Raw genomic sequence first — 18,461 nt, forward strand, 5'->3', positions numbered from 1 at the left:
CCAGCTCAGCCACCCCGCACCCGCCGCCGTTCGCCACCAAGGAATCGCAATGGAGTTGTTAGAAACGTTCTTCAACTGGAGCGTGTTTGTCGATGCGCTGCCACTGATGCTCCGCGGTCTGGGCGTGACGGTGATGCTCGGCGTGGTCAGCATCATTCTCGGCCTGGTGGGCGGGCTGGTGCTGGCAATGCTGAGGTTGTATGGCTATGCGCCGGTGCGGTTCCTGGCGCGGGTCTACATCGACGTGTTGCGCTCTATTCCGCTGCTGGTGCTGCTGGTGCTGATCTATTACGCGCTGCCGTTCGTGGGCATTCGCCTGTCGTCGTTCGCAGCGGCCACTGCCGCACTGTCGCTGGTGTCCTGCGCGTACTCAGCCGAGATTTTCCGCTCCGGCATCGAGGCGATTCCGCGCGGGCAATTTGAAGCCTCGGCCTCCCAGGGCATGAGTTCCTTCAACACCATGCGCGACATCATCCTGCCGCAGGCCATGCGCATCGTCATGCCGCCCATGACCAGCAACTGCATCAACGTCATGAAAGACACCGCACTGGCGTCCGTAGTGGCAATGCCCGATCTGCTCAAACAGGCCACTCAGGCACAGGCGCTGGCCGCCAACCCGACACCCTTGGTAGGCGCGGCGGTCATGTACCTGTTGCTGCTCCTGCCCTTGGTGCAACTGGTGAGCTGGATCGAACGTCGTAACGGCGCCGGGAGGAAAAGCGCATGAGCACTGTCATCGAGATGGAAGGCGTGGCTAAATTTTACGGGCCCTTCCAGGCGCTTACCGACATCAACCTGACCGTCGATCAAGGCGAAGTGGTTGTGATTCTCGGGCCGTCGGGCTCCGGCAAATCCACGTTGATTCGCTGCATCAACCTGCTTGAGGAATACCAGCAGGGCGACATTCGCGTGGGCAGTCAGCGCGTTGAAACCGGGCCGAAACTGGCGGGCATCCGTTGCGAAGTCGGCATGGTCTTTCAGAATTTCAATCTATACCCGCACCTCACCGTGCTTGCCAATGTTGCGTTGGCGCCAGTGCGGGTGCGCGGCATGTCGCGCCGTGACGCCAACGAGCGCGCCCGCCTGCTGCTGGAGAAAGTCGGCATGGGCGCCCACGCGGCGAAATACCCGAGCCAGTTGTCCGGCGGTCAGCAGCAGCGCGTCGCCATTGCCCGGACCATGGCGATGGAACCGCGAGTCATCCTTTTCGACGAACCCACCTCGGCGCTCGACCCCGAGATGGTCGGCGAAGTACTGGACGTCATGCAGAATCTTGCCCGCTCCGGCGTCACCATGGTCGTTGTCACCCACGAGATGGGCTTCGCGCGCAAGGTCGCCGACCGGGTGATCTTCATGGAAAACGGCCGAATCATCGAACAGAACAACCCGCATGATTTCTTCACGGCCCCTCAAGAGCCGAGAACCCGTGCGTTTTTGCAGGCCATCCTGCACCACTGATCAGACTCAGGAGCTCATGCCTTGAATGCCTTGGACATCGATTACGTACGCAGTCAGTTTCCCGCCCTCAGCAGCGGCTATGCCTACCTGGACAACGCCGGCGGCTCGGCGGTGCTCAAGCCGGTCGCCGAGCGCATCACCGATTACCTGCTCAACAGCGCCGTGCAACTGGGCGCGTCCTACAGCGAGTCGGTAGCCGCTGGCGAGCGGGTCATGGAGGCGCGCAAATCGGTCGCGCAGTTCATCAACGCGCGGTATCCGGAAGAGTGCGTGATGGGCGGCTCGACCACCCACCTGCTGCAAATCCTCTGCCGCGCCATCGCTCCGTCGATCCAGACCGGCGACGAAATCATCGTCACCAACTGCGATCACGAAGCCAATATCGGGCCGTGGGTGCGTCTGTGCGAAGAGCGCGGCGCGACGTTACGTGTCTGGCCAGTCGATGCGCAGAGCCTGGAGCTGGAGCTTGGCGACCTGGATGCGCTGCTGAACGAGAAGACGCGCTTTGTGGCCATGACTCACGCGTCGAACATCCTGGGCAGCGTCAACCCGGTGGCCGAAGTCGCGCGTCGGGTGCACGCAGTCGGCGGCCAGTTGTGCGTCGACGCCGTGGCCTACGCGCCGCACCGGCTGGTCGATGTGCAAGCCAGTGGCGCCGACTACTACGTGTTCAGTTTCTACAAGACATTCGGCCCGCATTTCGCGGTGATGTGGGGCAAGCGCGAGGCGTTGCTGGAGCTGCCAAGCCTCAATCATTTTTTCATCGGCAAGGAGGTCATCCCCTACAAGCTTCAGCCGGGCAATCTCAATTACGAGCTTTCCTACGGCTGTATCGGCATCAACGATTACCTGATCGACATCGGCAAACGCCTTGGCGCCAGTGGCAGCGAACGCCAACTGATGCAGGCTGCGTTCGATGCCTTTGAAGCGCAGGAAGACCTGTTGGCCGAAACCCTGCTGGCGTTTCTGCGTGAGACCCCCGGCGTACGGATCATCGGAAAGTCCCGAGTGACGGAGGGTGATCGCGTGCCGACCATCAGCTTCGTGGTCGAGGGGATTCAGTCGGAAGCCATCGTGCGCCGCGTCGATAACCACCGCATGGGTATTCGCTTTGGTGACTTCTACGCCCGACGCCTGATCGAACAACTGGGCCTGACCCCTTATGGCGGCGTGGTTCGTGTGTCGATCGCGCACTACAACACCGTCGATGAATTGAATCGTCTGGTGGAGCACCTGGCCCAGGCGATCAAAGAACTGCGTCCATCCTGACTTTTATCGAGCCTTTCTATGCCTGTACCCCAAACCCTGGCCGAGCTGCGTTCAGCCATCGTCGAACATCAGGAACGCCTGACCGCACGGCAACGTGACGCGGCGCATTACCTGAACGAGCATCCGCACGACGTGGCACTGAATACCGTCGCCGCGCTGGCGAAGATCTCCGGGATCCCGTCTTCGGCATTCATTCGGCTGGCGCAGGCGCTGGGCTTTGGTGGGTTCAGCGATCTGCAGCGCTTGTTCAAGCAGCCGTTGCAGCAGGCCGGGCAGGGCAGCTTCAAAGAACGCATCCGGCATTATCGGGGTGAGCAGTTGCTGGACGACCCCACGGATGTGGGTGCCATGCTCTCTGCCTTCAGCCGCGCCAACATCGTGTCCCTTGAGCATCTGGCTGAGGGCGAGCAGGTCCAAGCCATCGAGCAGGCCATCGAACTGCTGGAACAAGCCCGGACCACGTTTGTGATCGGCATGCGTCGCTCCTTCCCTATGGCCTCTTATTTGAGCTACGCGCTCAGCCGTGTCGGTCGTCGTGCCGTGCATATCAGCGGTCTGGGCGGCAGCCTGCGGGAACAAGTGGGGGCGCTGCACAGCGACGACGTGCTGGTGGCGGTGAGTTTTCCACCGTACGCACAGGAAACCATCGAGGCCTGCGAGCAGGCGGTGGCTGCAGGAACGCCCATTGTGGCGATTACTGACAGCATCCTCAGCCCCATCGGACAGACCGCGTCGGTGATGATCGAGGTCAACGACGCCGAGCTGCTGGGCTTTCGCTCGCTCACCGCAGCGTTTTGCATTGCTCAAACCCTGGCCATGGGCCTGGCTTTCCGAACTGGCCAGACCCTTGACGGGCCCGACCACGATGCATTGAAAACCATCGACTGCTGAGCCTCTGGCTTGGCGGTCTGCCGACTGTTCGAACGTTTGCAGGAGTAGGCTTTTATGGCGTTACCCATTCGAGATCTGGTCGGCTACGGCCGGCAGCGTCCCCAAGGCACCTGGCCCAACGGTGCGCGGCTGGCCATCAACTTTGTCATCAACTACGAGGAAGGCTCCGAGCGTTCGCTGGCCATGGGTGATCCTGATCAGGAGAGCATGACCGAATGGGGCAGCTATCAGTTTCCTGACGGTGTGCGCAATCTGGCGATGGAGTCGATGTACGAATACGGCGCACGCGTCGGCATCTGGCGCATCCTCGACATCCTGCAACACGCCAATGTCCCCGCCACCTTTCATGCGTGCGCGGTGGCCTTCGAGCAGAACCCGGACGTCGCCAGAGCGGCGGTCGAACTGGGTCATGAGATCTGCAGCCACGGTTACCGCTGGGAAGAGGTATTTCGCCTGACCGAGGCAGAGGAGCGCGAGCACATTCGGCTCGCGATCGAGTCATTCGAGCGCACCTGTGGGAAACGGCCGGTGGGCTGGTACTGCCGTTATGGCGCCAGTGTTCATACGCGCCGACTGGTGGCAGAGGAGGGTGGTTTCCTTTACGACTCTGACGCCTACAACGATGACGTGCCGTACTTCGTCGACGTCGAAGGCAAGCAGCATCTGGTGGTGCCCTACACCAGCGACGTCAACGATTTCCGCTACTGGAACTCCCCGGGCTTGTCCCAGGCATCCGATTTCCTCGAATACATGAAGGAAAGCTTCGATGTGCTGTACGAAGAGTCTGCTGATGGCCTGCGAATGATGTCCATCGGGCTGCACCCGCGCATGGTCGGCCGTCCGGGCCGGGTCCGCGCAATCAAGCATTTCATCGAGCACGCGCAGGCACGCGAAGGCGTCTGGTTTACCACGCGCGAAGAAATCGCCAAGGCCTGGCTCGCCCGTGGCTGACGGAGTAAACGACATGCAGGCTTTCGATCTGATCATCCGCAATGCCAACGTGGTCACGGCTGCGGACGGCTTCCTGTGCGACATCGGCATCCGCGACGGTCGTATCGTTGCGCTGGGCCTTGGCCTGCAAGGTGCGGCGCAGGAGGTCGATGCGCAGGGGCGGACCGTCACCCCGGGTGGCATCGACAGCCATGTTCACCTGGACCAGCCGACAGGTGACGGGTCAATCATGGCCGATGACTTCGAAAGCGGCACCCGCTCGGCGGCATGCGGCGGGACCACAACGGTGATTCCCTTTGCCTGCCAGCAGAAAGGCCAAACCCTGCGTGCGGCGGTGGAGGATTACCATCGGCGCGCGGACGGTCGGGCACTGATCGATTACGCCTTTCACCTCATCGTCACCGACCCTACCGAGGACGTCCTGCGCCGAGAGCTTCCCGAGCTGATTGCCGAGGGTTATACGTCCTTCAAGATCTACATGACCTACGACGCATTGAAGCTCAATGACCGGGAGATTCTGGAAACCCTGTCGGTGGCCAGAGCCGAAGGCGCCATGGTGATGCTGCATGCTGAAAACAGCGACTGCATCGCCTGGCTGACCGAGCGGTTGCTGGCTGCTGGCCACAGTGCGCCGCGTTATCACGCCACGTCACGTCCCATGCTCGTCGAGCGCGAGGCCACACACCGCGCCATTGCACTGGCCGAGTTGGTGGATGTGCCGATTCTCATAGTCCATGTGTCCGGGCGCGAGGCGATCGAGCAAATCCGCTGGGCGCAAAGCCACGGGCTGAAGGTCTATGGTGAAACCTGTCCGCAGTATCTGTTTCTGACGGCGGATTCGCTGGGCTGCGACGACAGTTTCGAGGGCGCCAAGTGCATCTGCAGCCCGCCGCCAAGAGACGCCGGCAACCAGCAAGTGGTCTGGGATGGCCTGCAGAATGGCTCCTTTGAAGTGTTCTCATCGGATCACGCGCCTTTTCGCTACGCCGGTACCGACGGCAAGCGCGCGCATGGCGACGCTGCACCGTTTTCCGAAGTGGCCAATGGCATTCCGGGCATCGAGACGCGCATGGCGCTGCTTTGGTCAGAGGGCGTGCGCAAAGGACGGATCAGTCCGCAGGCGTTTGTCGCGTTGACTGCCACCAATGCAGCGCGTCTCTATGGCTTGTACCCACGCAAAGGCAGCATCGCCATTGGGTCGGATGCGGATCTGGTCATTTGGGATGAGAATCTGGATATAGAACTGACCAACGAGAAGCTTCATCACAATGTTGACTACACACCTTATGAGGGTATGCGTCTGACTGCGTGGCCTGCAATGACCTTTGCCAGGGGGGAACGGGTGTGGGATGGCAATGCGCTGGGTGAAGCGGGGCGCGGAGAGTTTCTGCCCTGCGCCCGACCTGACCCTGCGAAGGCACGGCGGCGGGCGACGGAGTTGCCGGAGTAGATTTCCGGAGCGTGCCAAAACGGTGATTCCGCGCCGGGAATTACGCGCGACACAAACCTGTAGGAGCCGGCTTGCTGGCGAACCCGGCAGGTGGTCGGACCCTGTATTGGATGACACGCCGCATTCGCCAGCAAGCCGGCTCCTACCGTTCGGTCTACGTTTTCCCTTACTGGAAATCGCCCCATAGCTGCTGCGCGATACTCAGCGCAACCACCGGCGCGGTTTCGGTGCGCAGCACGCGCGGGCCGAGGCGGGCGGCGTGAAAACCGGCTTCTTGCGCCTGTGCCACTTCTGCGTCATTCAGCCCACCTTCCGGGCCGATCAGGAACGCCAGGCTGCCGGGCTTTTCATGGCTGCTCAGTGGCGCAGCCACCGGGTGTAGCACCAGCTTGAGGTCCGCGTCGGTTTGCTTGAGCCAATCGGCCAGCGTCACGGGCGCATTGATGACCGGCACCACCGAGCGACCGCACTGTTCGCACGCGCTGATCGCGATCTGCTGCCAGTGCGCCTGGCGCTTTTCTGCTCGCTCATCCTTGAGGCGCACTTCGCAGCGCTCGCTGATGATCGGGGTCAGCTGCGTCACGCCCAGTTCGGTGGCTTTCTGAATGGCCCAGTCCATACGCTCGCCCCGAGAAAGGCCTTGGCCGAGCTGGATCTGCAGCGGCGATTCCGGTTGTCCGGCAAAGCTTTCCGTCACCTGCACACGGACCTGTTTTTTCCCGACCTCCACCAGCGTGGCGCGAAACTCAAGGCCCGAGCCATCGAACAGCTGCACGGCATCACCTTCAGACATGCGCAACACGCGGCTGATGTAATGGGCCTGGGCCTCAGGCAATTCGTGTTCCCCAATGCTGAGGGTGGCATCAACGAAAAAGCGGGACAGTCTCATGGTTGTTTCTCTTTGAAGAGGTATCGCGAACTCACTTTGTAGGAGCCGGCTTGCTGGCGAACGCGTTGGGTCATGTTCATTTCTGTTGAATGACACACCGCGTTCGCCAGCAAGCCGGCTCCTAAAGTGTAATCGCCATCATGGTGCGGAAGTCACGGCAGGTCGTAAAGGGCTACCCCGGATCACGAAAATCCGGATGAAAATTCTCTCGCACTGCCACGCTCACGCTGCTGCGCGTGGCGATGTCGATGCCCTCGGTCGCCACCTGCGCCAGGAAGTCGATCTGCTCCGGCGTGATCACGTACGGCGGCAGGAAATACACCACGCTGCCCAACGGACGCAGCAATGCGCCTCGGGTCAGTGCGTGCTCGAACACCTTGAGCCCCCGCCGTTCCTGCCATGGGTACGACGTCTTGCTGGCCTTGTCCTGCACCATTTCGATGGCGATCGCCATACCGGTCTGCCGCACTTCGGCGACGTTCGGGTGATCGACCAGATGCGCCGTGGCAGTCTTCATGCGCTGGGCGAGCACCTTGTTGTTTTCGATGACGTTGTCCTGCTCGAAGATGTCGAGCGTCGCCAACGCTGCCGCGCACGCCAGCGGGTTGCCGGTGTAGCTGTGGGAATGCAGGAACGCGCGCAGGGTCGGGTAGTCATCGTAAAAGGCGTCGTACACGTCATCGGTTGTGATGCACGCCGCCAGCGGCAGGTAGCCGCCCGTCAACGCTTTGGACAGGCAAAGGAAATCCGGGCGAATGCCGGCTTGCTCACAGGCAAACATAGTGCCGGTCCGGCCGAAACCGACCGCGATCTCATCGTGAATGAGGTGCACGCCATACCGATCACAGGCTTCGCGCAGCAGCTTGAGGTAGATCGGGTCATACATGCGCATGCCGCCTGCGCCCTGGATCAGCGGCTCGATGATCACCGCCGCGACGCTGTCGTGATGCTCGGCCAGGGTCTGCTCCATCACTGCGAACATCGTGCGGGTGTGGTCTTCCCAGCTCACCCCTTCGGGCCGGTGATAGCAGTCCGGGCTCGGCACCTTGATGGTGTCCAGCAGGAGCGCTTTGTAAGTCTCGGTGAACAGCGGCACATCGCCTACCGCCATCGCCGCCATGGTCTCGCCGTGGTAGCTGTTAGTCAGGGTGACAAAGCGTTTTTTGTCCGGTTTGCCCCGGTTGAGCCAGTAATGAAAGCTCATTTTCAGCGCGACTTCGATGCAGGAAGAGCCGTTGTCGGCATAGAAGCAACGGGTCAGGCCTTCAGGCGTCATCGCCACCAGCCGTTCCGACAGCTCAATGACCGGCTGATGGCTGAAACCGGCCAGAATCACATGTTCCAGCTGATCCACCTGGTCCTTGATGCGCTGATTGATGCGCGGGTTGGCATGGCCGAATACGTTGACCCACCACGAGCTCACCGCATCCAGGTAACGCTTGCCTTCAAAGTCCTCCAGCCAGACCCCTTCGCCGCGCTTGATCGGTATCAGCGGCAATGTCTCGTGGTCTTTCATCTGAGTGCAGGGGTGCCAAAGGACCTTCAGGTCGCGTTGCATCCACTGGTCGTTAAGGCCCATTACTCTTCTCCACATAGCGGCTCGCGTGACGCGAGGGCAAACAATCGCGCAAGCCTATGCAATGCATGCTGGCGGGACAACCTTTGGCGCGTTGTTTCGGTCATTGTGTACGCGTAAATCATGGCCAGCGACAGTGCTGGCGGGTGTTTCGCGGCTGGCGTATCCTTCGCGCTCTTCGAAAAATCGGACAATAAAATCCGACAATTCCCCCCGTTTTTCTCCGGAGTTCGCTGAATGCTTTCTGGTTGGCTGCGCGCCTGTGCGCTGGTGATGGTTGGGATGGTCAGTGCGTCAGCGCTTGCCGTGGATAAACCGCATACGGCGATTGTCGTGGGCGGTGGTCTGGCGGGGCTTACCGCAGCCTACGAGCTGCAGAGCAAGGGCTGGCAAGTGACCCTGCTGGAAGCCAAACCCGCCGTCGGCGGCCGTTCCGGGTTGGCCGGCAGCGAGTGGATCGGCAATGCCAAGGCTCAGCCGCTGCTCAATCAGTACATTAATCGCTTCAAGATCAAAGCGGTGCCCGCGCCGGAATTCGTGCGTACCCCCAGTTACCTGATCGAAGGTGAATACTTCACCGGCGCGGACCTTGCGACCAAACAGCCAGCAACGGCCGACGCCATCAAGCGTTACGAAGCGGCGCTGGACGACATGGCCCGCTCGATTACCGACCCGAACAACCCGGCGGCCAACAGCACGCTGTTCGCGCTGGACCAGATTACTGTCTCAAACTGGCTGGACCGTCTGAGTTTGCCTCCGACCGCGCGCCAGCTGATCAACCAGCAGATTCGTACGCGCTATGACGAGCCTTCGCGCTTGTCGCTGCTGTATCTCGCACAGCAATCGCGGGTCAATCGCGACGTCGATGACCGCGACCGTCGTGCCGCACGCCTGCCGGGTGGCAGTGCCGTATTGGCCGAGGAGTTCGTCAAACAACTGAAAGTCATCAAGACCAACTCGCCAGTGTCGGCCGTCAACCAGGACAAAGACGGTGTGACCGTCAAAGTGGGTTCGGTGGGTTACGAGGCCGAGTACGTGGTGATGGCGGTGCCTTTGCGCGCGCTGAGCAAGATCCAGATGACGCCTGCACTGGACGCCCAGCGTCTGGGCGCGATCAAGAGCACCAACTATGGCTGGCATGACCAGATCATGCTCAAGTTCAAGACTCCGGTCTGGGACAGCAAGGCGCGCATGTCCGGGGAAATCTACAGCAACACCGGTCTGGGCATGTTGTGGATCGAGCCAGCCCTCAAGGGCGGTGCCAACGTAGTGATCAACCTGGCGGGCGACAACGCTCGCATCATGCAGGCGTTCGGTGACAAGCAACTCGTTGACCAAGTGCTGATCCGTATGCAGGCGTTTTATCCACAGGCACGCGGCGCGTTTACCGGCTATGAGCTGCGTCGCTCCAGCATCGACCCATCAAGTGGCGGCGCGTACCTGGCGTTCGGCCCGGGCCAGATCAGCAAGTACTGGCGTTTGTGGGAAAGACCGCTGCAGCGTGTAGCCTTTGCCGGCGAGCACACCGACACCTTGTATCCGGGCACACTGGAAGGCGCATTGCGCTCTGGTCAGCGCGCGGCCACTCAGGTGCAGGGCCTTTCCGAAGGCAAGTCCTACGAGCCGGTCAAGGCACCGCCGCCGAAAGCACCTGAACCCGTTAAGGAAAGCAGCGGCGGCATCGGCGGCTTCTTTACCAACCTGTTCGGTGGCTCCAAGCCTGAGCCAAAACCTGCGGAGAAAGCCCCGGAAGTCGCACCTGCTCCAGCACCGGCCCCTGCGCCAGTGACTCCACCGCCGGCACCAGTAGTTGAACCGGCCAAACCTGCGGTGACGGAGCCTGCCAAGAAGGCACCGGCCAACAAAGAACCGGCGAAGAAGGAGCCCGTTAAAAAGGCTCCGGCCAAACCGGCCGCCACTCACAAGGCCCCGGCAAAAACCGATGCCGCGAAAAAAGCGCCAGCCAAGCCTCCGGCTGACAAAGCGGCAACACCGGCAGCATCAGCACCCGCAGCCGACAGCAAAAACTGATCGGTGAGGGTTTAAGAAAGGCGCGGCTTGATACCGCGCCTTTTTTTCGTCTGGACGGGGGTAACGCTGGGTTAATCTTTTCCGGACGAAAATATGTCAGGAGATTTCAATCGGATTTCCTGATATTCCAAAGCAAAATTTTGCGCTTTCTTTCGATAGGTAAAGCGATAGTCTTTGCCTCGGCCCTCACAGGATATTTGGCATGCAGCTACGCAACTCTTCTTCCCGCTATGGCTGGGTCAGCATCGTTCTACACTGGGGTGTCGCGCTGACCGTGTTTGGCATGTTTGCGCTAGGGTTGTGGATGGTTGGGCTCGGCTATTACGACACGTGGCGCAAAGCTGGCCCGGACCTGCACAAGAGCATCGGTATCACGTTGTTCCTGTTCATGCTGATCCGGGTGATCTGGCGCTTCGTCAGCCCGCCGCCGGCAGCGCCTGCAGCCCACAGCCGATTTGTGAAAACGGCCGCGAAACTGGGGCACGCTTTCCTGTACCTGGACCTGTTTTTGGTGATGTTTGCCGGTTACCTGATTTCCACCGCAGACGGTGTCGGGATTCCGGTGTTTGGATTGTTCGAAGTGCCCGCATTGATCAGCGGACTGCCAGACCAGGCGGACGTGGCGGGCACTGTGCACTTGTATCTGGCCTGGACTCTGGTGATTTTCGCCGGGCTTCATGGGCTGGCCGCTTTGAAGCATCACTTCGTTGATCGTGATGCCACGCTTGTCCGTATGCTTGGCCGCAAGGCCTGATACCCAATCAACTAGAAAGGAAGATGACGTATGTTGAAAAAGACACTGGCTGCACTGGCTCTTGGTACTGCCCTGTTGTCGGCCGGTCAGGCAATGGCCGCTGATTACACCATCGACAAGGAAGGCCAGCACGCCTTCATAAACTTCAAGATCAGCCACCTGGGCTACAGCTTCATCTACGGCACCTTCAAGGACTGGACCGGTACGTTCAGCTTCGACGCTGCCAAGCCTGAAGACAGCAAGATCAACATTGATGTCAAAACCGCCAGCGTCTTCACCAACCACGCCGAGCGCGACAAGCACATCAGCAGCAAAGACTTCCTCGACGTCGCGACCTATCCTGACGCCAAGTTCGTTTCTACCAAGATCACCAACGTTGGCAAGAACGCCGACGGCAAAACCACGGCTGACGTGATTGGCGACCTGACCCTGCACGGCGTGACCAAGCCGGTCACCGTCAAGACTACCTTCCTGGGTGAAGGCAAGGATCCGTGGGGCGGCTACCGTGCCGGCTTCGAAGGCACCACGTCTATCAAGCGTTCTGATTTCGGCAAGATGATGGACTTGGGCCCACAGTCCGACACCATGGACCTGGACATCGTTTTCGAAGGCGTCAAAGCCAAGTAAGACGAGTAGTTGTGGTATTAAAGCGCCGACCCTTGGGTCGGCGTTTTTGTATCAGTGGGACCGGCTTCAGCCGGGAAGAGGCCGGTGCATCCGCCATCAATTGTGCAGTGAGACGATTGACGTCTTCCCGGCTAAAGCCAGTCCTACTGGCGCAGGCGGCCTCCAGGCAGACACAAAAAAGCCCCGAACCAGTCGGGGCTTTTTAGTGGTTGCAAAACTGCCGTCGCTGCTTAACCTTCGCGGTTGCGGGTCAGCAGGGCTGGTTTTTCACCGCGGGGGCGGCTCGGCAACTGATCAAGTTGTTCAGCCGAAGGGAAGCGATCGGACTTCGACTCTTTGTGCATGATCTTTGGTGCCGGCTGACCGTCGCGAGGGCCGCGAACCGCAGGTTCCTGGCGTGCAGGCTGATCCTCACGCGCCGGACGACGAGCGCGTGGCTGCTCGTCGCGACGAGCCTGGCCGTCACGGCCAGAACCGTTGCGAGGCCCGCTGCGTTTTGCCGGAGCGCCTGCGGCAGTACCGGTTCCGGCCGATGCGCCGGTACCCGAACCACTGCGCGGAGCGCTGCGGCCCGGCGCCTGACCGCGAGGTGCAGGTGCTGCACCCGTGGCCGGAGCGCCCGGACGGCGGCCGCGACTCTGGTTCTTGTTCTGATAAGGGCTGACGTAGTCGGCCCGGTTGCCGAAGTTGTCCACTTCGTCATCCAGGAACTCGTCGGGTGCGCGGTTCGCATTGGACGCTGCCGGCTGCGCCTGACGGGACTCGCTCGACGCTGTGCCCTGACGAGGCTTTTGCGGACGTGCCGGACGCGCCGGGCGTTCGCCGGATGCGGCCGCAGCTGCCGGCTTCTCCTTGCCTTTGTCTTTGCCTTTGTCCTTGCGACCGCCACCACCGCCGCCGCCGTTCGGACCATCGCCACGCGGGCCACGGGCATTGCGCGGGTTACGCACATCCGGACGCTCGCGAACTTCCGGCTTCTCGGCTTCAACGGCCGTGATGTCGAAGCCCATCAGATCGCCATCGGCAATCTTCTGCTTGGTCATGCGTTCGATGCTTTTCAGCAGCTTCTCTTCGTCTGGCGCTACCAGCGAGATCGCCTCGCCGCTACGGCCAGCGCGACCGGTACGACCGATGCGGTGAACGTAGTCCTCGTCGACGTTGGGCAGCTCGAAGTTGACCACGTGAGGCAACTGATCGATGTCCAGACCGCGGGCGGCGATGTCTGTGGCGACCATGATGCGAACGGTGCCGGCCTTGAAGTCAGCCAGCGCCTTGGTGCGCGCGTTCTGGCTCTTGTTACCGTGAATGGCCACAGCGCTCAGGCCGTGTTTGTCCAGGTATTCAGCCAGGCGATTGGCGCCATGCTTGGTGCGGGTAAATACCAGCACTTGTTCCCACGCGCCCTGAGTGATCAGGTGCGCCAGCAGCGAGCGCTTGTGGTTGGCCGGCAGACGGAACACACGTTGCTCGATACGCTCGACCGTGGTGTTCGGTGGCGTGACTTCGATGCGTTCCGGGTTATGCAGCAGCTTGCCGGCGAGTGCTGTGATGTCGGATGAGAACGTCGCCGAGAACAGCAGGTTCTGGCGCTTGGACGGCAGGCGAGCGAGGACTTTCTTCACGTCGTGAACGAAGCCCATGTCGAGCATGCGGTCGGCTTCGTCCAGCACGAGGATTTCGACGTGGGACAAGTCGACGCTGCCCTGGCCGGCCAGATCGAGCAAACGACCCGGGCAGGCAACCAGTACGTCAACGCCGCGTGCCATGGCTTGAACCTGCGGGTTCATGCCCACACCGCCGAAAATGCAGGTGCTGACGAATTTGAGGTTCTTGGCGTAGAGCTTGAAGCTGTCGTGAACCTGAGCGGCCAGTTCACGCGTTGGGGTCAGGACCAGTACACGCGGTTGGCGCGGGCCGTGACGCTGGGATTTGTCCGGATGACCGTCGGGAAACAACCGCTCCAGAATCGGGAGGGCGAAACCACCGGTTTTACCAGTACCTGTCTGAGCGGCGACCATCAGATCGCGGCCTTGCAACACGGCGGGAATGGCCCGCTGTTGCACCGGAGTAGGCTGGGTGTAGCCAGCAGCCTCGATGGCGCTGACTAAAGCCTCGGAGAGACCGAGGGAAGCAAAGGACATGAGTAATCCTGTCTTAAGTTGGGGCCCATGAGGCCCAAATAGGGATGATCTTCCAGGCGCAGGCTGGAAGGTGCTGCACGTACAGTGACTGCGCTTGGCCCTGCTGCGTTAATTGCACAGTCCGTGGAGAGTGCAACGGCGTCCGGTCCTGTGGAGGTCTGTAAGTTCAACTCGAAGCAGGGGCGCTAAAAGTGCGCTGCTGACGGTGTCGAGAAGTCTTCTGAGAGACCGGGCATCCGGGCGAAAGCCTGGCGGGGACGCCGGAGTATAACAGAGCAATCACAACGCGCTGCTTTCCTGCTGCTCAACGGTTTTATCGGTTCCCTTGCCAGCGTCTGCAGGAAGGCCGACGTGCGCCTCACCCGTGTACCTGGCCACCAGCTTCGCGTAAGCGGGTTCGCGCTTGAACCTCTTCAACTCGGCGCTAAACCGCTGTGCCAGTAGATCCATGCCGGCGTTGCGACGCAAGGCAAGATACTGCCCTCGATGGTTAATGGTGAAGGGCAGTTCGCTGACCTGATCTCCCAGCTTGAGTCGCTCGATCATCTGCTGACCCAGCAAGCGGTCAGTCACCATCAAGTCGATGCGACCACGAACCAGCTTGCCGAAATTTGCTTCATGGCTGGGCGCCGGTTCTCGGATGAACAAGGTCGAGCTGTCAAAAGCCGCACTGTATCTGTACCCAGGCGACACGCCGACGGTCAACCCCTGCAGGTCTTGCACGCCCGTGACCGCGTGCGGCCTGGCATTGGCTTGAAACAATACCCAGTCGATGCTTGAAAGCGGCTCGCTCGGGTACAACAAATCCGTCTGTTCCTCGTCCTTGAAAATGTCGAGAACCCCGTCGGCTTCCCCGTCGTGCAACATCATCAAGCAGCGCTTCCACGGCAGGAACTGCCATTCAACGTCGATGCCCAGGCGTTGGAATACGATCGCGGTGGTGTCGTAATCCAGTCCGGATGCCTGATTTTTGTCCACGATGACGTAGGGCGACCAGGGCTCGGTCACGATTCGCAGTTTCTCGCCCACAGCGCTGAAGCTGAGGCAGGCCAGAAGGGCTGCGACGGATATGTGGAAAATAGGCGACATGCGCGCGAGGGTACGACGCGAGCTGACTAAATAAAAGCAATGATTCTCAACTGGAAACGATTGCGCAGCTGAAGGACCGGATGGACAGGCTTGGTCTGACAAAACCTGTCCATCCCGGCATCACCGTTCAGTACATCTGGCTCATGCCGTTTGGGCAGAGAGCTTCAGATTGTTCCAGACAGCCAGGCTCGGTTCAGCCTGATTCAGCGTGTAGAAATGCAGGCCAGGCGCGCCGCCATGCAACAGGCGCTCGCACATTTCAGTGATGACCTGTTCGCCAAAAGCCTGAATGCTCGCGCTGTCATCGCCGTACGCTTCCAGCTGCTTGCGAACCCAGCGCGGGATCTCCGCACCGCACGCGTCAGAGAAACGCGCCAGTTTGCTGTAGTTGGTAATCGGCATGATCCCTGGAACGATCGGGATCTCTACGCCCAGCTTCTGCACGCGCTCGACGAAGTGAAAGTAGCTGTCGGCGTTGAAGAAATACTGGGTGATGGCGCTGTTGGCCCCAGCATTGGCCTTGCGCACGAAGTTTTTCAGATCGTCTTCAAAGTTGCGCGCCTGAGGGTGCATTTCAGGGTAGGCAGCGACTTCGATATGAAAGTGATCACCGGTTTCTTCACGGATGAAGGTCACCAGGTCATTGGCATAACGCAGCTCACCGCTGGCCATGCCCATGCCGGAAGGCAGGTCACCGCGCAGCGCCACAATACGTTTGATGCCCGCCTCGCGATACTGGGTAAGCAAGCTGCGCAAATCGGCTTTGCTGTCCCCGACACAGGAGAGGTGCGGAGCCGCCGGAACGTGTACTTCTTTTTCCAGCTGCAGCACGGTGTTGATCGTGCGGTCGCGGGTGGAGCCGCCGGCACCATAGGTGCAGGAGAAGAATTCAGGGTTGTAACTGGCCAGCGTACGCGCCGTGGCCAGCAATTTTTCATGACCAGCGTCGGTCTTCGTCGGGAAGAATTCGAAGCTGTAGCTACGGTCTTGGGACATGGTCATAACCTTGGAAGCTCAAAAGCCTGACGCGAACCCTGTAGGAGCCGGCTTGCTGGCGAAAACGGCAGCTTGGCTGACATCAAAGTGTCTGACCTGACGCTTTCGCCAGCAAGCCGGCTCCTACAAGTTACGGCCGTTCGTGCGGGAGCAGCGTGCCCGAATGCCGAGCACGCTCCGCAGACATATCAGTAGCGATAAGCGTGCGGCTTGAATGGACCTTCAACGGTCACGCCGATGTAGTCGGCCTGGGTCTTGGTCAGCTTGGTCACAACGCCGCCAAAGCCACGCACCATTTCCAGAGCCACTTCTTCGTCCAGCTTCTTGGGCAGCACTTCAACGGTCAGACGCTCGGCTTTCTGGGCAGGGCTCAGGTCGGCGTACTTCTGGCCGAAGAGGAAGATCTGCGCCAACACCTGGTTGGCGAACGAGCCGTCCATGATGCGGCTTGGGTGACCCGTGGCGTTGCCCAGGTTCACCAGACGGCCTTCGGCCAGCAGGATCAGGTAGTCGTCGTTCTGTGGATCGAACGCGCCAGTGCCGGTGCGGTGAATCTTGTGCACTTGCGGCTTCACTTCTTCCCATGCCCAGTTTTTGCGCATGAAAGCGGTGTCGATTTCATTGTCGAAGTGACCAATGTTGCAGACCACAGCGCGCTTCTTCAGGGCTTTAAGCATGTTCGCGTCGCAGACGTTGACGTTACCGGTGGTGGTGACGATCAGGTCGATCTTGCCCAACAGCGCCTTGTCGATGCTAGCTTCGGTGCCGTCGTTTTCGCCATTGATGAACGGCGAAACCAGCTCGTAACCGTCCATGCATGCCTGCATGGCGCAGATCGGGTCAACTTCGGTGACCTTGACGATCATGCCTTCCTGACGCAGCGACTGAGCCGAACCCTTGCCCACGTCACCGTAGCCGATGACCAGCGCTTGCTTGCCGGACAACAGGTGGTCAGTGCCGCGCTTGATGGCGTCGTTCAGGCTGTGACGGCAACCGTACTTATTGTCGTTCTTGCTCTTGGTAACCGAGTCGTTGACGTTGATCGCAGGAATCTTCAGTTCGCCCTTGGCCAGCATGTCCAGCAGGCGGTGAACGCCAGTGGTGGTTTCTTCGGTAACGCCGTGGACGCGGTCGAGGATGGCCGGGTACTTCTTGTGCAGCAGCTCGGTCAGGTCGCCGCCGTCGTCGAGGATCATGTTGGCGTCCCATGGCTGACCGTCCTTGAGGATGGTCTGCTCAAGGCACCACTCGTACTCGGCTTCGGTCTCGCCTTTCCAGGCGAATACCGGAATACCGGCTGCAGCGATAGCGGCAGCGGCCTGATCCTGAGTCGAGAAGATGTTGCAGGACGACCAGCGAACTTCGGCGCCCAGTGCAACGAGGGTTTCGATCAGCACGGCAGTCTGAATGGTCATGTGGATGCAGCCAAGAATCTTCGCGCCCTTGAGCGGTTGCTCGCCGGCGTACTTGCGACGCAGGCCCATCAGGGCAGGCATTTCGGATTCGGCAATGATGGTTTCGCGACGGCCCCAGGCAGCCAGGGAAATGTCGGCAACTTTGTAGTCGTTGAATTCGGTGGGCGTCAGTACAGCACTCATCAAGAGTTCTCCATTCGTAGTATGCGAATGGGCGCCGTTGTGCGTTTAAAGCTTGATCGGCGAGAGCCTGATCAAACAACGCCCCATCCGAGCCTGACAGGTCTGACCTGCTGCAGCGCCCCTCGGACAGGTGGCGGGAAAACGGTAACAAGGTGTGATGACCGTTTTTTGAAGCGGTGGGGATTATCTTTCTTTGAGCTGCAAGTGGCAAGCTGCAAGCGGCAGGCGGTATACAACAGCGGACCTGCTTTTAACTTGCAGCTTCAGGCTTGAAGCTTGAAGCTGGGGCACACCCACCATCGTCTCCCAGACACCCCGGAGCCCCCATGAACTTTCACACGCGCAAATGGGTAAAACCTGAAGACCTCAACCCCAACGGCACGCTGTTCGGCGGCAGCCTGCTGCGCTGGATCGACGAAGAGGCGGCGATCTACGCGATTGTTCAGCTGGGCAACCAGCGCGTCGTCACCAAGTACATCTCGGAGATCAATTTCGTTAGCGCCTCGCGCCAGGGAGACATCATCGAGCTGGGCATCACGGCGACCGAGTTTGGTCGCACTTCCATCACGCTGACCTGCCAAGTGCGCAACAAGATCACCCGCAAGAGCATCCTCACCGTTGAGAAGATGGTCTTCGTTAATCTGGGCGAGGACGGCTTGCCTGCACCCCACGGCAAGACAGAAATCACCTACGTGAAAGATCAGTTCAAGGAAGAATTGATCAACGAGTGATGGGGTAAAG

16 protein-coding genes and 1 riboswitch are annotated in these 18,461 nt (G+C 60.3%); of the genes, 10 read left to right on the plus strand and 6 right to left on the minus strand.

Annotation, left to right across the window (positions count from 1 at the left end):
• The first annotated feature begins 49 nt into the window (after positions 1-49).
• From LT42_RS23560 to hydA, 6 genes are read left to right on the plus strand one after another with little or no spacing between them, the layout of a single operon-like run.
• Positions 50-727 carry an amino acid ABC transporter permease gene (locus tag LT42_RS23560; protein WP_037018913.1) on the plus strand — a complete coding sequence of 226 codons (678 nt, stop codon included), beginning with the start codon at positions 50-52 and terminating at the stop codon, positions 725-727.
• Positions 724-1,458 (plus strand): amino acid ABC transporter ATP-binding protein, encoded by a 735-nt coding sequence (locus LT42_RS23565; RefSeq protein ID WP_037018914.1) that lies wholly within the window; start codon positions 724-726, stop codon positions 1,456-1,458. The genes LT42_RS23560 and LT42_RS23565 overlap by 4 nt, the downstream gene beginning before the upstream one ends.
• 21 nt (positions 1,459-1,479) lie before the next feature.
• Positions 1,480-2,727: a cysteine desulfurase-like protein gene (locus tag LT42_RS23570; RefSeq protein WP_037018915.1), complete on the plus strand. Its 1,248-nt coding sequence runs from the start codon at positions 1,480-1,482 to the stop codon at positions 2,725-2,727.
• A gap of 18 nt (positions 2,728-2,745) precedes the next feature.
• Positions 2,746-3,618 (plus strand): MurR/RpiR family transcriptional regulator, encoded by an 873-nt coding sequence (locus LT42_RS23575; protein WP_037018916.1) that lies wholly within the window; start codon positions 2,746-2,748, stop codon positions 3,616-3,618.
• A gap of 54 nt (positions 3,619-3,672) precedes the next feature.
• A complete protein-coding gene (locus LT42_RS23580; protein ID WP_037018918.1) occupies positions 3,673-4,569 on the plus strand; it encodes an allantoinase PuuE in 897 nt (298 codons plus the stop codon).
• A gap of 13 nt (positions 4,570-4,582) precedes the next feature.
• Positions 4,583-6,019, plus strand: a complete 1,437-nt coding sequence (gene hydA, locus LT42_RS23585) for a dihydropyrimidinase (RefSeq protein ID WP_037018920.1) — start codon at positions 4,583-4,585, stop codon at positions 6,017-6,019.
• A gap of 166 nt (positions 6,020-6,185) precedes the next feature.
• On the opposite strand, the gene LT42_RS23590 is transcribed toward hydA, so the two are convergent.
• Together LT42_RS23590 and LT42_RS23595 are read right to left on the minus strand one after the other, a co-directional pair.
• The gene (locus LT42_RS23590) at positions 6,186-6,908 is read right to left on the minus strand and encodes a 16S rRNA (uracil(1498)-N(3))-methyltransferase (RefSeq protein ID WP_037018922.1); all 723 of its coding nucleotides are present in this window, start codon (positions 6,906-6,908) and stop codon (positions 6,186-6,188) included.
• Between the two features lie 172 nt (positions 6,909-7,080).
• Entirely contained in the window at positions 7,081-8,487 is a 1,407-nt protein-coding gene (locus LT42_RS23595) for an adenosylmethionine--8-amino-7-oxononanoate transaminase (protein WP_037018924.1), read from the minus strand.
• 234 nt (positions 8,488-8,721) lie between these two features.
• Here LT42_RS23595 and LT42_RS23600 point away from each other — a divergent pair, with 234 nt between their 5' ends.
• The 3 genes from LT42_RS23600 (at position 8,722) to LT42_RS23610 (ending at position 11,896) form a co-directional block, all read left to right on the plus strand.
• Positions 8,722-10,515 carry a flavin monoamine oxidase family protein gene (locus LT42_RS23600; protein ID WP_037018926.1) on the plus strand — a complete coding sequence of 598 codons (1,794 nt, stop codon included), beginning with the start codon at positions 8,722-8,724 and terminating at the stop codon, positions 10,513-10,515.
• Positions 10,516-10,717: 202 nt separating this feature from the next.
• Positions 10,718-11,269 (plus strand): cytochrome b, encoded by a 552-nt coding sequence (locus LT42_RS23605; protein WP_037018928.1) that lies wholly within the window; start codon positions 10,718-10,720, stop codon positions 11,267-11,269.
• 30 nt (positions 11,270-11,299) lie between these two features.
• A complete protein-coding gene (locus LT42_RS23610; RefSeq protein ID WP_037018930.1) occupies positions 11,300-11,896 on the plus strand; it encodes a YceI family protein in 597 nt (198 codons plus the stop codon).
• A gap of 230 nt (positions 11,897-12,126) precedes the next feature.
• On the opposite strand, the gene LT42_RS23615 is transcribed toward LT42_RS23610, so the two are convergent.
• The 4 genes from LT42_RS23615 to ahcY all read right to left on the minus strand — a co-directional run bounded on the left by LT42_RS23615 (position 12,127) and on the right by ahcY (position 17,720).
• Positions 12,127-14,037, minus strand: a complete 1,911-nt coding sequence (locus LT42_RS23615; RefSeq protein ID WP_037018931.1) for an RNA helicase RhlE2 — start codon at positions 14,035-14,037, stop codon at positions 12,127-12,129.
• A gap of 279 nt (positions 14,038-14,316) precedes the next feature.
• Positions 14,317-15,126, minus strand: coding sequence for a substrate-binding periplasmic protein (locus LT42_RS23620; protein ID WP_037018933.1), 810 nt, complete (start codon positions 15,124-15,126; stop codon positions 14,317-14,319).
• Between the two features lie 141 nt (positions 15,127-15,267).
• Complete coding sequence (gene metF / locus LT42_RS23625; protein WP_037019277.1) at positions 15,268-16,122, minus strand: methylenetetrahydrofolate reductase [NAD(P)H]; 855 nt, start codon at positions 16,120-16,122, stop codon at positions 15,268-15,270.
• 188 nt (positions 16,123-16,310) lie between these two features.
• Entirely contained in the window at positions 16,311-17,720 is a 1,410-nt protein-coding gene (gene ahcY, locus LT42_RS23630) for an adenosylhomocysteinase (protein WP_037018935.1), read from the minus strand.
• Positions 17,721-17,742: 22 nt separating this feature from the next.
• A riboswitch (S-adenosyl-L-homocysteine riboswitch) is annotated at positions 17,743-17,850 on the minus strand.
• A gap of 196 nt (positions 17,851-18,046) precedes the next feature.
• Between ahcY and LT42_RS23635 the strand changes: the two genes are divergently transcribed.
• Entirely contained in the window at positions 18,047-18,451 is a 405-nt protein-coding gene (locus LT42_RS23635) for an acyl-CoA thioesterase (RefSeq protein ID WP_037018937.1), read from the plus strand.
• The last annotated feature ends 10 nt before the right edge of the window (positions 18,452-18,461 follow it).

Origin of the sequence: Pseudomonas lutea, from assembly GCF_000759445.1 — a bacterium.
In the GTDB taxonomy this organism is placed as follows: Bacteria; Pseudomonadota; Gammaproteobacteria; order Pseudomonadales; family Pseudomonadaceae; genus Aquipseudomonas; species Aquipseudomonas lutea.

Excerpts from the sequence above, each read along its gene's own strand:
- LT42_RS23560 (WP_037018913.1), top strand. The coding sequence starts at position 50 with ATGGAGTTGTTAGAAACGTTCTTCAACTGGAGCGTGTTTGTCGATGCG.
- LT42_RS23565 (WP_037018914.1), top strand. The coding sequence starts at position 724 with ATGAGCACTGTCATCGAGATGGAAGGCGTGGCTAAATTTTACGGGCCC.
- LT42_RS23575 (WP_037018916.1), top strand. The coding sequence starts at position 2,746 with ATGCCTGTACCCCAAACCCTGGCCGAGCTGCGTTCAGCCATCGTCGAA.
- LT42_RS23580 (WP_037018918.1), top strand. The coding sequence starts at position 3,673 with ATGGCGTTACCCATTCGAGATCTGGTCGGCTACGGCCGGCAGCGTCCC.
- hydA (WP_037018920.1), top strand. The coding sequence starts at position 4,583 with ATGCAGGCTTTCGATCTGATCATCCGCAATGCCAACGTGGTCACGGCT.
- LT42_RS23590 (WP_037018922.1), bottom strand. The coding sequence starts at position 6,908 with ATGAGACTGTCCCGCTTTTTCGTTGATGCCACCCTCAGCATTGGGGAA.
- LT42_RS23595 (WP_037018924.1), bottom strand. The coding sequence starts at position 8,487 with ATGGGCCTTAACGACCAGTGGATGCAACGCGACCTGAAGGTCCTTTGG.
- LT42_RS23600 (WP_037018926.1), top strand. The coding sequence starts at position 8,722 with ATGCTTTCTGGTTGGCTGCGCGCCTGTGCGCTGGTGATGGTTGGGATG.
- LT42_RS23605 (WP_037018928.1), top strand. The coding sequence starts at position 10,718 with ATGCAGCTACGCAACTCTTCTTCCCGCTATGGCTGGGTCAGCATCGTT.
- LT42_RS23610 (WP_037018930.1), top strand. The coding sequence starts at position 11,300 with ATGTTGAAAAAGACACTGGCTGCACTGGCTCTTGGTACTGCCCTGTTG.
- LT42_RS23615 (WP_037018931.1), bottom strand. The coding sequence starts at position 14,037 with ATGTCCTTTGCTTCCCTCGGTCTCTCCGAGGCTTTAGTCAGCGCCATC.
- LT42_RS23620 (WP_037018933.1), bottom strand. The coding sequence starts at position 15,126 with ATGTCGCCTATTTTCCACATATCCGTCGCAGCCCTTCTGGCCTGCCTC.
- metF (WP_037019277.1), bottom strand. The coding sequence starts at position 16,122 with ATGTCCCAAGACCGTAGCTACAGCTTCGAATTCTTCCCGACGAAGACC.
- ahcY (WP_037018935.1), bottom strand. The coding sequence starts at position 17,720 with ATGAGTGCTGTACTGACGCCCACCGAATTCAACGACTACAAAGTTGCC.
- LT42_RS23635 (WP_037018937.1), top strand. The coding sequence starts at position 18,047 with ATGAACTTTCACACGCGCAAATGGGTAAAACCTGAAGACCTCAACCCC.